This window comes from Mesorhizobium sp. P2_F5 (assembly GCF_056403715.1).
Genome location: NZ_JBFUEY010000009.1, coordinates 75,790 through 88,762, shown reverse-complemented (window position 1 = coordinate 88,762; position 12,973 = coordinate 75,790). Strand labels below are relative to the sequence as shown.

Sequence of the window (12,973 nt, the reverse complement as noted above, 5' to 3'; positions counted from 1 at the left end):
GCCATTCCCCCACTCCGTCGCGGCTTYGCCACGCCACCTCTCCCCCACCTTCGTGAGGGAGAGGAAAACCGCTATCCTGCAACGCCTGCGCCAAGCACCCCCACCCGGACCTGCGGTCCGACCTCCCCACAAGGGGGAGGTAGGGCGGCAGCACCACTCCCAAAAAAACATTCAACCAAACAGTTGACTATCCAAAAGCGCGCGTCTATATTCAACTACATGGTTGAATTAGAGACGCCCCAGATGGACCAGGTTTTTCACGCCCTTAGCGACACCACGCGCCGGCACATGCTTCATAGCCTCGCCGGCGGCGAGCGCACGGTGAGTCAGCTGGCCGAACCGTTCGCCATGTCGCTGGCCGCGGCCTCCAAGCACATCAAGGCGCTGGAGCATGCCGGGCTGATCCATCGCGAAGTGCGCGGCCGCACCCATGTCTGCCGCCTCGAGGCCCGCCCGCTGGCCACCGCCTATGAGTGGCTCGGCTCCTACGCGCGTTTCTGGAACAGCCGCCTCGACGTCCTCGAACAGCTTTTGCGCGACGAGGCGGGGCGCAAAACGTCGACAACGCAGTCAACGCCGGAACCGGCAAATCCAGCCAAGCCGGAACCGTCCAAGCCATCACCCCAGCCAGAATCACCTAGGCCAACACCATCCGAAGGAGACGACCAATGAACCAGATGACCAGCTTCGACGGCTACGCCCAGCTGATCCAGCCGGCCACCTTGAGGATCGAACGGCTGTTGCCGGGAACCAGGGAGCGCGTCTGGGAATATCTGACGCAGAGCGACCTGCGTCGCCAGTGGCTGGCGGCCGGCGACATGGATCTGGAGGAAGGCTCTTCCTTCGAGCTGGTCTGGCGCAACGACGAACTCACTGACCCGCCCGGTCAGAGGCCGGCCAGCTTCAGTGGCGGCGAGCAGCGGATGCACAACCAGATCGTCGAATGCGATCCACCGCGCAAGCTCACCATCTCCTGGAACGGCAGCGGCAATGTCACGTTCGAATTGGCGCAGCGCGGCGACGACGTCCTGCTCACCTTGGTCCACCGCCGCCTGGCCGACCGCTCGAGCCTGTTGATGCATGCCGCCGGCTGGCACATGCATCTCGACGTCCTGGCCGCCCGCGTGACGGGCGAAAAGCCGGAACCGTTCTGGGACGGCTGGAGCCGTCTCATGACGGACTACGACCGGCGCCTGCCGGCCTGACACAACGTACGCATTTCTACCCGACCTAGCGCCGCATGGCGGCGCGAGGGCCGGGAAGACACGTCCCAACTTTGGAGAGAGACAATGCTTGCATTCAGAAAAATCGCCCTGGCCATGGCCGTCGGTTTTGTCGGCCTGTCGGCAGCCCGGGCGGCGGACACGACCATCGACCAGATGCCGCCCCAGCTCGAAACCCGTTATGCGCTCAGCGCCTTGCCGCCGGCCTTGCGCGACAAGGCGACCGTCTATCTGCTCGACCCCGCGAAGGGCTACCAGCTTGCCCGGCAGGGCACGAGTGCATTGACCTGTATCGTCGAGCGCACCGCCTGGGAATTGGGCGGCTTCCGCAACGACATCTATTTTCCGCTCTGCTACGACGCCGCCGGCACCAGCACCTACCTTAGGGTTATCATGGATGCGGCGAAGCTTCGCGCCGAAGGCATGGACGCCGCCGCGCTGAAGGCCGAAATCCAGAAGCGCTACGACGACAAGACCTACAAGACGCCTGACAAAGCGGGCCTGTCCTACATGGTCGGTCCCGTCATGCGCACGATCGGGCCGCCTGACATGCAGGTCCACACCATGCCGATGCCGCATCTGATGTTCTACGCCGCCGGCATCACCAATGAGGACATTGGAGCGGCTCCCGACCTCGCCAATCCGTCCAGCCTTCTCAACCCGTTCATCGACAGGCAGGGGAACGCCGAGCAGAGCTACATGATCCAGATGGTTGGCGAGACGGAGAAGGCGAAAATACTGGCCGACGAAAAGCCGCTTCTCGACGATCTCTGCGCCTATCGCGATGTCCTTTGCCTGACCGGCCAGATGGATATGGACCACCACTGACCGCCACGTCCCCACGCCACGGGGACAATACAACGGGATGGTGGCGAATCGGCCATCCCTGAACGACCGCGCAGCCTCCGGCATTCGACCATGGAGGCTCGCATTCACCACCAGATGAAACGAAGCAACGTGCTTGCATCCCGCAAGCCTGAAGGAGGAAGTCATGCGTAAATTGATCACCGGAATGAAGATCTCCATCGACGGCAAGATGGAAGGACCAGAGGGCTTCGCCGACTGGGTCGACAACTGGTCGGAGGAATACGGCCTGATGCCTGAGATCGATGCCTGCCTGCTCGGCGGCGTCATGTATGCCGGCTACGAGCGCTACTGGAGCGCGATCCAGCAGAACGAGCCGGACCAGCCGCTGCCGATGACCGGCAAGCTGGTCGACCCGGCCGAACTCGAATGGGCGCGCTTTGCCGCCAAAACCCCACACTATGTGCTGTCGAACACGATGACTTCGGCAGCCTGGGCCTCGACACGCTTCCTGCGCAGCATCGACGACATCGCGGCGCTGAAGCGCGAGCCCGGCAAGGACATCTACCTCATGGGCGGCGCCCGCATCACCGCCAGCCTGATCGAGGCCGGGCTTGTCGATGAAATGAGGCTCATCGTCTATCCGCTGCTCGCCGGCGACGGCAAGGCGCTGTTTGGCACCGTGCACAAGCGTCATGGGCTGGAATTGCGCAAGGTCGAGGCGCTTTCGGATGGGCGGGTGAGCCTGGTGTATGGGCTGGCCAACTAGCCTCTTTTCCTCTCCCTCCGGAGGGGGGAGAGGTGGCGCCGCGAAGCGGCGACGGAGTGGGGGAAGGCGCTCATGAAACCCGCRGTCGCCGMARAACRGGAAYAACGAAGCGRGCGCGRRCACTCCGGCAGTCAGGGAATCAAGCGGAAGCATTGCTGTGGCTCGAACTTAAGGCCCGCAAGCTCGGCGGCCATCGCTTTACGCGTCAGTTTTCCATTGGCCCTTTCTTTGCCGACTTCGCTTGCCGCGAAAAATGGCTTGTCGTGGAAGTCGACGGACACCAACACGCTGACAGTTCATATGATCGCCGCCGCGACGATTTCATGCGCACCGAAGGCTATTCGATCCTGCGTGTTTGGAACCATGACGTCCTGACACATCGTACGTCCGTTTGTGAAACCATCCTTGCCGCGCTTGATGGCAGGCTGGCCGAGAACGTCGCTGCAACTGATCTCCGCTTTGTTTTCACGCCCCGCTCATTCGATTCAATCTCTTAAAAAACGGACCTATCTCTCATGAAATCCCATGTAAAAGCGGTTGTCATCGGCGGCGGCGTCGTTGGCTGCTCGGTTCTCTACCACCTAGCCAAGGCCGGCTGGACCGACGTCATGCTGATCGAGCGTTCGGAGCTCACCTCCGGCTCGTCCTGGCATGCGGCCGGCGGCTTCCACACGCTGAATGGCGACCCCAACGTCGCCAAGCTGCAGGCCTACACAGTCCAGCTTTACAAGGAGATCGAGGAGATCTCCGGCCAGTCCTGCTCGCTGCATTTGACCGGCGGTGTGATGATGGCCGATACGCCCGAACGCATGGACTTCCTGCGCCTGGCCCACGCCAAGGGCCGCTATCTCGGCATGGACACCGAGCTGATCACGCCGTCCGAAGCCAAGGCGATGTTCCCGCTGATGGACGAGACCAATTTCGTCGGCGCCATGTGGGATCCGGTCGAAGGCCATCTCGATCCCTCCGGCACCACCATCGCCTACTCCAAGGCGGCCAAGAAACTCGGCGCCGAGATCGTGCTGCGCAACCGCGTCGTCGACCTGACGCAGCAGCCCGACGGCACCTGGAACGTCGTCACCGAACAGGGCACGGTCCATGCCGAGCATGTCGTCAATTGCGGTGGCCTGTGGGCGCGCGAGATCGGCCGCATGGTCGGCGTCGAACTGCCGGTGCTGGCGATGGAGCATATGTACCTGCTCACCGAACCGATGCCGGAGGTCGAGGAGTTCAACAAGTCGACCGGCCGCGAGATGATCGGCGTGCTCGACTTCAAGGGCGAAATCTACACCCGCCAGGAGCGCAACGGCATCCTGCTCGGCACCTATGAAAAGGCCTGCAAGCCGTGGTCGCCGGTCAACACGCCGTGGGATTTCGGCCACGAACTGCTGCCGCCGGATCTCGACCGTATCGCGCCGTCGCTGGAAATCGGCTTCAAGCATTTCCCCGGCATTGAAAAGGCCGGCATCAAGCAGATCATCAACGGCCCCTTCACTTTCGCCCTCGACGGCAACCCGCTGGTCGGCCCGGTGCAGGGCCTGACCAATTTCTGGTGCGCCTGCGCGGTCATGGCCGGCTTCAGCCAGGGCGGTGGCGTCGGCCTCGCACTGTCCAACTGGATGGTACATGGCGACCCGGGCTTCGACGTCTGGGGCATGGATGTCGCCCGCTTCGGCGAATGGGCCGGCCTGCGCTACACCAACGCCAAGGTGCGCGAAAACTATTCGCGCCGCTTCTCCATCCGCTTCCCCAACGAGGAACTGCCGGCAGCGCGCCCGGCGCAGACGACGCCGCTCTACGACACCATGCTCGCCAGCAACGCCGTCATGGGCGACAGCTGGGGTCTCGAAACCCCGCTGTGGTTCGCGCCGAAGGGCAAGGAGCCGAAGGACGTCGTCTCCTTCCACCGTTCCAACGATTTCGGCCCGATCGGCGAGGAAGTGCGCGCTACCCGCGAGAAGGTTGGCGTCACCGAGATCGCCAACTTCGCCAAATACGAAGTTTCGGGGCCTGCGGCGGAGGATTTCCTCAACCGGCTGATGACCAACCGGATGCCCAAGATCGGCCGCATTGTGCTGACGCCGATGATCAACGAATTCGGCAAGCTGATCGGCGACTTCACCATCGCCAAGGCCGGTGAGGACCGCTTCATGATCTGGGGGTCTTCCGCCGCGCAGAAATATCACATGCGCTGGTTCGAAAAGCATTTGCCGAAGGATGGTTCGGTGCGCATTCACCGCTTCGATCAGACGCTTGTCGGTCTCTCCATCGCCGGTCCGAAATCGCGCGATCTCCTGCAGAAGCTGGTCGATGTCGACATCTCAACCAAGGCCTTCCGCTTCATGGATTTCCGCGAGATGGCGGTCGGCGGCGCGCCCTGCATGGTCAACCGCATCACCTATACCGGCGATCTCGGCTACGAGATCTGGATGGCGCCCGCCTATCAGCGCCTGGTCTACAAGGCGATCAAGGACGCCGGCGAGGAGTTCGGCCTGGTCGATTTCGGCATGCGCGCGCTGCTCTCCATGCGTCTGGAAAAGAATTTCCCGACCTGGTTCCGCGAGCTGCGGCCGATCTACGGCCCGTTCGAAGGCTCGATGGACCGCTTCATCAAGCTGGAGAAGAACGACTTCATCGGCCGTGAAGCCGCCGCCAAGGAACAGGCGGAAGGGCCAAAACTGCGTCGTGTCTCCTTCATCGTCGATGCGACCGATGCCGATGTGATGGGCGACGAGCCGATCTGGGCCAAGGTCAGCAAGGATTATGGCACGGTAGAAAAGCCGCATGGCTATGGCGCGCCGCGCTTCGACACGACGGGCAAGGAACTCCGCGGTTCGAAGGCCGCGGAAGGGGCTTCGGCCGTACGCGGCATCGTCGATGGCGACTGGCGCGTGGTCGGCTGGGTCACCTCGGGCGGCTATGCGCATCATGTGCAGAAGTCGATGGCGCAAGGCTATGTGCCGGCGGCGCTCGCCGAGGACGAAAGTGCCGGCCTGTTCGAGATCGAAATCCTCGGCCACCGACGCCCGGCCCGCATCAATGTCGAGGCGCCCTTCGATCCGAGCGGCGAGAAGATGCGGACCTAGAAAGGCGACAGAGCAAGTGAGATCGTGTAAGGGGCCTTCGGCAGCTTTCCCTCGATGAGAAGACGATCCCCTTGCAGTATCTAGAGAAATGGACCGACTGGCTCTGCGAAGGCAAGGTCGGTCCCTTCAACGCCGCGCTCTTTTGTCTCGCGGTCTACTGCCTCGTCCAGATCGTGGTGATGACGCTGTCGTCTCATATCGTCGGAACCGGTGTCGGCGTCGATGATTCCGAACAGCTGATGTACATGCGCTATCTCTGGGCCGGCTACGGCGGGTCGCAGCCACCGCTTTACACATGGCTTGCCCGTCTCGTCGCCGCCGTGGTCGGGACGAACATCCTCGCGCTCAAGATCGTGAAGTACCTTCTGATCGGAGTGGCGTTGGCGTCGGCTTTCATCGCTGTCCGCCGTCTCGGCTATTCCAGCCGGGCTGGCGCCGCCGCGATGTTCGGCCTGTTGTTGTTTCCGCAGATGGTGTGGGAAATGCAGCATGCCCTTACCCACTCCATCGCCGCCTTCTGTTTTTCGGCGGTGCTGTTTCTCGCGCTCGTCGAACTGGTGCAGCGGCGATCGCTGACCGCCTATGTGTTGTTCGGCGTGGCGATAGCAGCCGCGATACTGTCAAAATACAACAATTTGATTTTTCTCGGCGCGCTGGTGCTGTCCACCCTGTCGCTGCACGAAACGCGCGGCGTCATCCTCAACCGCCAGTTTTTGATCAGCGTGGCGCTGGCCATACTGCTTTGCCTGCCGACGCTCTACTGGAGCCTGACACACACCGAACAGGTGCTATCGCATGCAGGCGGTTTCGGCATGGCCAGGGAAAGCGGCGTGATCCTGAACGCGTTCTCCGGAGTGTGGGGGTTGGGCAAGGCGATGCTGAATTTCGCACTGTTGCCGGCCGGGATATTCGCGGCGGCTTTTCTCATCGCGAGGAACAGGCCGGCGCCGGCCCTGCAACCAGCGCCATGGACCGAGAAACTGGTGTGGCGCACCATCGCTTTTGCTCTTGCCATCACCATCGTGCTCGTCCTGGCGACCGGGGCAACGCAATTCCGCGACCGCTGGATGCTCCCCATCCTTGTGTTGCTGCCCGTCGCACTTGCCCTTCGCATGGACGCCAGGGGAGACAGGGGCCGGAAGGTCCAGGACATCGCCGTCTTTGTCGGCGCGACGCTCGCCATCCTGGTACTGCCGGTGACATGGTACGCCCACCTCAAAGGTGGCGACAGCCGCGGCAGCATCGCGCGTGTTGACTACAATTCGCTCTACAACCAGTTGACGGCAAACGGACCGATACGCACCACCGTATCGAGCTGGCACTGGTTGGGAAATCTGCGCCTGGTCGATCCCGATCTTGTCGTCCTTGATGGAGAATTGCCAGACTTCGGCCAATTGCTGAGGGAGCCGGCGGTGTTCGTCACGGCAGACGACAGGGTGGGGGTCGAAACTATCCTCAAACTGCTGGATCAGGCCGGCTACGCAGCGGATGGCCCGCCGCAGCAGCTGGCCGTGCCCATGCTGTTCGGCAGCGACCCGCCCACCCGCATAGTGACGGTCACGCGTCTGAAGAAGGTGGCGGCCGCGGCCAGCGCGGCACCACAATAGCATCGGCAGGAGGCCTCAGGTGGAGAAGCAAGGGTTTGGTCGTCACCGCAAGATCATGCCGTTCGAGCCGGGCTCGGTCGAAGCCTTGCGCGACGCCTCGCGCCAGAAGGCGGCGTCGCTGAACCAGCATGTGCTGGGCTACGGCGCGCTGGCCGAGTCCGAATGGCAAGCGGCAGGCATCGCCGCGCCCAACCTTGCCGCGATGCGCCAATACCGGCTCGAGCGCATCCGCGCCGAGCTGAAGCGCCGCGGCTATGCCGGCGCCCTGCTCTACGACCCCGTCAACATCCGCTACGCCACCGATTCGACCAACATGCAGCTCTGGGTCGCGCACAACTCGACCCGCCACTGCTTCGTCGCTGCCGAAGGCCCGGTGGTGCTGTTCGACTATTTCTCCTGCGAGCACCTGTCCGACCATTCCGGCGTCGTCGACGAGGTGCGGCCGGCGGTGTCGTGGATCTATCTCTATGGCGGCGAACTGACCGACCAGAAAGTCCGGCGCTGGGCCGCCGGCATCGCCGATCTGGTCAGCGAACATGGCGGCGGCAACAGCCGCATCGCCGTCGACCACATCAATCCCGAAGGCGTCGAGGAACTCGCCAGGCTCGGCATTGCCATCGGCAATGGCGAAGCGGTGATGGAAAATGCGCGGCTTATCAAATCGCCCGACGAGATCCTTGCCATGCGCCGCGCCATCGTCGCTTGCGAAGCGGCGATGGGCGAAATGGAGAAGGCGCTGACACCGGGCATTTCCGAAAACGAGCTGTGGGCCGAACTCCACCGCGGCAACATTGCGCGCGGCGGCGAATGGATCGAAACCCGACTGCTCGCATCGGGACCGCGCACCAATCCGTGGTTTCAGGAATGCTCGTCGCGGGTCATCGAGGAAGGCGACCTCGTCGCCTTCGACACCGACCTGATCGGCCCCTACGGCTTCTGCGCCGATCTCTCGCGCACCTGGCTGTGCGGTGACGCCAGGCCGTCGAACGAGCAGCGCGACCTGTTCCGCATCGCCGCCGACCAGATCGCGCACAATACAGAACTGATGCAGCCCGGCATATCGTTCCGCGATCTCGTCGAGCGCTCGGTGGTGCCGCCGGGAGACTGCTTTCCGACCCGCTACGGCGTGCTCTATCACGGCGTCGGTCTGGCGGATGAGTACCCGACCCTGCCGCATGCCAGCGACTGGACGCCGGACACACCCGACGGTGTGCTTGAGCCGGGCATGGTGCTGTGCGTGGAAAGCTATATCGGCAGGCTAGGCGGGCACGAGGGCGTGAAGATCGAGGAGCAGATCCTGATCACCAACACCGGCAACGAGCAGCTTTCAACCTACCCTTTGGATGCGAGGTTGCTCGGCTAGGCCGGCAAGCGCCTCGCGCAAGGCCCTGACCGTCTTTTCCGGCGTCGTCCTGGCAGTGATGTAGGGCAGGCCTTTGCGCCGCGCCGTCCAGCCGACAACAGCGACCTTGCGTGCCACAGGCTCGAAACGCTGCGCCAGCGCCCAGCTCTCGCAGTCGATCGCGGCGATATCCGCCTTGCCCTCGGCCACAGTAACGATCGAGCTGCGATGGCCGCCGCTCTCGCTGCGCGAGGAAAAGATGTCGAGACTTTCGCCGACCGCTTGAAGGTCGCGCGTCAGCCCAATGCTGCCCGACATTGAATCGGGGCTGTTGAAGGTGAAGCGCTTCCCGCGCATCAGATCGAGCGGCAATACGGCCTTGCCGTCCGCGGGCGAGTGAACCTGTGGCCCCTCGCCTATGCGCATCACCAGCGCGCTCGAATAGAGTTCGCCCTGCCCGCCTTCATAGGCGTCGTAGCTCGGCTGGCCGACCACCTGCACCTGCTTGGACAAGCCAAGCTCCATCGGCCCCCAGCAGGTCTGGGCGAACAGCAGCGCCGGATGCAGCCAAAGCTTGTGATAGTCGAGTTCGTTCGGCGGCAGCGTCGCTGGATCCGGCGCGATCAGCTTGCCCTCGGCATCGTGGATACCGCCTGGCACCGACGGCAGGTCGCCATTGCGGCGCACGATGGTTTGCGGTGCATCGATGCCCTTTTGCCGAAAGGCCTCGCGCAGCCGTGCCCATTGCGCGTCGACCTCGTCGCGCACTTCGGGCCAGTCATACATCGGCAAAGCCGCAATCAATTCACTCATGCCGACACTCAATCATCATGTCTCAGGAAAGGATCGCAAAAACGCGGTGCCCAATCAGAATTGGCCGACACGCGCCCCGGTGCGGCCCGGATTATTCCTTGGGCGGCTCGGCGGGAACCGGCGCGCTGCCAAGCCCGCTGACGCTGCGCGCCCTGATGCGCGGCTTGAATGCCCTGCCCGACTCGGACTGGCGGCGCAGCACCGGGTGCACGATCGGCTCCTTGGCCTTGAAGGCGTAAGCTTTGATCAGTGCGAAATAGTTCGGATAGGCATAGCCATTGTTCATCCGCAGCCACTCGTCGCGGCGGTCGGCAAACAGCTTCGGCAGCCTGTACCAGGCCACCGTCGGGGTCTTGTGGTGGACGAAGTGCAGATTGTTGTTGAGGAACAGGAACGACAGCGGCGAGCGCTCGATGATCACCGTGCGACCTTCCGGATGCTCCGACCACTGATGCTCGGCGAAAGTGCGGACAGCAATCAGCGACTGACCGAGCCACACCGGCACCAGAATGTAGAGCCATACGGGGATGCCGAAGCCGAACTGCACGATCGGCAGCACGATGGCGAGGCCGATCGCATGCAGCAGCCATGCCTTGCCGATCACCTTGTCGCCGGCAATCATGTGCTTGGCGTCGTCGATGAAGAAGCCGATGCAGGACAGCCAGGGGCCGAGGAAGAAACGGCCGACCATGGTGTTGTTGATCTTGAGCAGGAATTTCATCGTCGGCGGCAGATCGTCATGCATCCACAGCGCCTGGTAATAGCTCTCGGGATCGTCGAGCGGATCGGTCAGACGCTCGTCGGCGTGGTGGCGCAGATGAAGCGTCTTGAAGCGACGGAAAGGCCAGACCAGGCCGATCGGCAGGAAGACGAAGGCTTCGTTGATCAGCGCGCTGCGCGTCGGATGGCCATGCAGCACTTCGTGCATGATCGACGACTGCAATGCCAGGATGAAGCCGAGGAGAACGAGAGTCAGGATCGGATAAGAGGGCCAGAGCAGGAGCCCGGTGGCGAGCCACATTCCGTAACAGAAGAAAGCGAGGACCACGGTCGGCCACTCGATGGCCGCTGCGTTGCGTCGCTTGATGCTCTTGCCTGTCATGCTATCGACCACTGTCCCTCAGTCGCCGGAACCCCAATTGGTTCCTGACAGCATAGTGTCAGGAGAAGCGATTCCACTCAACGAGACAAAGTGTACAAAATGTTGCATTTGCGCATTTTTGACCGCACATGTTACACATTGTAAACAAGCTTAGGGATTCATTTACGCCTTGAGTGCTGATTCGGCGGCTCTGGCGCAAATTTTTCCTCAAAGAACGCGGAGAACGAACAGTGGACAAACGGGATCTGTCAGCCATCTTTCGGGAGCGTCTGAAGCTGCTCCTGACAAGGTCCGATCTCAACCAGTCGGCCTTCGCGTCAGCAGTCGGCATCGATCGGTCGGCGCTGTCGCAACTGATGTCCGGCGCCTCGACGCGGCTGCCGCGCGCCGAAACGCTGCTCAACATCGCCGCCGAATTCAAGATCTCGCTGGACTGGCTGCTTGGCCTCTCCCAGGACGAAGGCGTCACCGGCGAGATCCGCGAAAGCCTGGAGATCGAGGAAGCGCCCGACGGCTTCGACCGCACGCTGCTCGCCAAATGGTTCGCCGAAGCTGCCGGCACCAAGATCCGCTACGTGCCGGCCGGCATTCCGGACCTTCTGCGCACGCGCCAGCTGGTCGACTATGAAGCCAACATCACCAACCGCAGCCGCCTCGCTCAAGCCAGCGAGACACAGTACCGCATCGAGTACAACAGGCGCCCGGAGACCGACATGGAGGTCTGCATGCCGCGCCACACGCTGGAGATTTTTGCGCGTGGCCTCGGCGTCTGGGACCGTTTTCCCGAGGCCGACCGGCGGCAGCAACTCGCCCATATGGCGACGCTGCTTGACGATCTCTATCCGACCTTCCGGCTGTTTCTCTATGACGGCCGCATGCGCTACTCTATCCCGCTGACCATCTTCGGCCCCTATCGCGCCGCCATCTATGTCGGCGATATGTATGTTGTGCTGAACGCCACCCAGCCGGTCCAGGCGCTGACCCAGCATTTCGACAATTTGATCCGCGCCGCTGATATCAACCCGCACGAGGCAGCCGCCTTCGCGCGCAATCTGGCCGGCGCGTCATTCCCGTCGGGTTCTGCCTGAGCGCCGACGCCCCCGGAAAGGCGCGCCGCGCGGCATCCGCGGGCCGCAAGCACATTGACTGGACATAAAGACTTCTTTATATCCTTATTCCATTCGAAAATTTGAAAGCCGATCCGATGACCGCGACCAATCCCATCGACGCACTGTTGGCCGAAAAGGGTGTGCTGCTCGCCGACGGCGCCACCGGCACCAACCTGTTCGCGATGGGTCTGGAGGCCGGCGAAGCGCCCGAGCTGCTCAACGAAACGGCGCCTGACACCATCACCAGCCTGCACCAGAATTTTGTCGATGCCGGCGCCGACATCATTCTCACCAACTCGTTTGGCGGCACCCGCCACCGGCTGAAGCTGCATCATGCGCAGGACCGCGTGCACGCGCTGAACAAGCGCGCCGCCGAGATCGCCCGCGCCGTTGCCGACAAGGCCGGGAGAAAAGTCATCGTCGCCGGTTCGGTTGGCCCGACGGGCGAGTTGCTGGTGCCGCTCGGCGCCATGACCTACGACGAAGCGGTCGAGGCCTTCGCCGAACAGATCGAGGGTCTGAAGGAAGGTGGCGCTGAAGTCGCCTGGATCGAGACCATGTCGGCGCCGGACGAAATCCGCGCCGCGGCGGAAGCCGCCATCCGTGTCGGCCTGCCCTACACCTATACCGGTTCGTTCGACACCGCCGGCCGCACCATGATGGGCCTGCTGCCCAAGGATATCCACGGCGTTGTCGACGGACTTTCCGAGACACCGCTCGGCGTCGGCGCCAATTGTGGTGTCGGCGCTTCCGACATCCTGGCCTCGCTGCTCGACATGACCGAGGCCAAGCCCGAGGCGACAGTGATCGTCAAAGGCAATTGCGGCATCCCGGAATTCCGCGGCACCGAAATCCACTATTCCGGCACGCCGGAACTGATGGCGGACTATGTCCGTCTTGCGGTCGACGGCGGAGCGAAAATCATTGGCGGTTGCTGCGGCACCTCGTTCCAGCACCTTGCCGCGATGCGCAAGGCGCTCGACGCGCACACCAAAGCGGATCGTCCGACTGTCGCCACGATCGTCGAACGCATCGGTCCGATGCGCAACAAGGTGGCGACCGAAAACACCGCCGAGACCAGCGAAGCCCGCCGCGAACGCCGTCGCAGCCGCGCCTGA

General features: G+C 62.9%; 12 protein-coding genes. 10 read left to right on the top strand and 2 right to left on the bottom strand.

Going from position 1 to position 12,973, the window contains the following annotated elements:
• The first annotated feature begins 219 nt into the window (after positions 1-219).
• The 8 genes from AC1DYO_RS14725 to AC1DYO_RS14690 all read left to right on the top strand — a co-directional run bounded on the left by AC1DYO_RS14725 (position 220) and on the right by AC1DYO_RS14690 (position 8,852).
• A complete protein-coding gene (locus tag AC1DYO_RS14725; protein WP_477264313.1) occupies positions 220-672 on the top strand; it encodes an ArsR/SmtB family transcription factor in 453 nt (150 codons plus the stop codon).
• The gene (locus tag AC1DYO_RS14720; RefSeq protein WP_477264311.1) at positions 669-1,205 is read left to right on the top strand and encodes an SRPBCC family protein; all 537 of its coding nucleotides are present in this window, start codon (positions 669-671) and stop codon (positions 1,203-1,205) included. Before AC1DYO_RS14725 ends, AC1DYO_RS14720 begins: the two co-directional genes overlap by 4 nt.
• A gap of 84 nt (positions 1,206-1,289) precedes the next feature.
• The gene (locus AC1DYO_RS14715) at positions 1,290-2,051 is read left to right on the top strand and encodes a hypothetical protein (protein WP_477264309.1); all 762 of its coding nucleotides are present in this window, start codon (positions 1,290-1,292) and stop codon (positions 2,049-2,051) included.
• Positions 2,052-2,214: 163 nt separating this feature from the next.
• A complete protein-coding gene (locus AC1DYO_RS14710; RefSeq protein WP_477264307.1) occupies positions 2,215-2,796 on the top strand; it encodes a dihydrofolate reductase family protein in 582 nt (193 codons plus the stop codon).
• Between the two features lie 56 nt (positions 2,797-2,852).
• Positions 2,853-3,293: an endonuclease domain-containing protein gene (locus AC1DYO_RS14705; RefSeq protein WP_477264802.1), complete on the top strand. Its 441-nt coding sequence runs from the start codon at positions 2,853-2,855 to the stop codon at positions 3,291-3,293.
• A gap of 18 nt (positions 3,294-3,311) precedes the next feature.
• A complete protein-coding gene (locus tag AC1DYO_RS14700) occupies positions 3,312-5,882 on the top strand; it encodes a GcvT family protein (RefSeq protein ID WP_477264305.1) in 2,571 nt (856 codons plus the stop codon).
• Between the two features lie 71 nt (positions 5,883-5,953).
• Positions 5,954-7,489 (top strand): ArnT family glycosyltransferase, encoded by a 1,536-nt coding sequence (locus AC1DYO_RS14695; protein WP_477264303.1) that lies wholly within the window; start codon positions 5,954-5,956, stop codon positions 7,487-7,489.
• A gap of 55 nt (positions 7,490-7,544) precedes the next feature.
• Positions 7,545-8,852 (top strand): M24 family metallopeptidase, encoded by a 1,308-nt coding sequence (locus AC1DYO_RS14690; protein ID WP_477264800.1) that lies wholly within the window; start codon positions 7,545-7,547, stop codon positions 8,850-8,852.
• Here the strand turns inward: AC1DYO_RS14690 and AC1DYO_RS14685 are convergent.
• Both AC1DYO_RS14685 and AC1DYO_RS14680 read right to left on the bottom strand, forming a co-directional pair.
• The gene (locus AC1DYO_RS14685; RefSeq protein WP_477264301.1) at positions 8,817-9,644 is read right to left on the bottom strand and encodes a phosphate/phosphite/phosphonate ABC transporter substrate-binding protein; all 828 of its coding nucleotides are present in this window, start codon (positions 9,642-9,644) and stop codon (positions 8,817-8,819) included. The genes AC1DYO_RS14690 and AC1DYO_RS14685 overlap by 36 nt on opposite strands.
• 91 nt (positions 9,645-9,735) lie before the next feature.
• Positions 9,736-10,746: a fatty acid desaturase gene (locus AC1DYO_RS14680; RefSeq protein ID WP_477264299.1), complete on the bottom strand. Its 1,011-nt coding sequence runs from the start codon at positions 10,744-10,746 to the stop codon at positions 9,736-9,738.
• 230 nt (positions 10,747-10,976) lie between these two features.
• Here AC1DYO_RS14680 and AC1DYO_RS14675 point away from each other — a divergent pair, with 230 nt between their 5' ends.
• Both AC1DYO_RS14675 and bmt read left to right on the top strand, forming a co-directional pair.
• Entirely contained in the window at positions 10,977-11,834 is an 858-nt protein-coding gene (locus AC1DYO_RS14675) for a helix-turn-helix domain-containing protein (RefSeq protein ID WP_477264297.1), read from the top strand.
• Between the two features lie 116 nt (positions 11,835-11,950).
• Complete coding sequence (gene bmt / locus AC1DYO_RS14670; RefSeq protein WP_477264295.1) at positions 11,951-12,973, top strand: betaine--homocysteine S-methyltransferase; 1,023 nt, start codon at positions 11,951-11,953, stop codon at positions 12,971-12,973.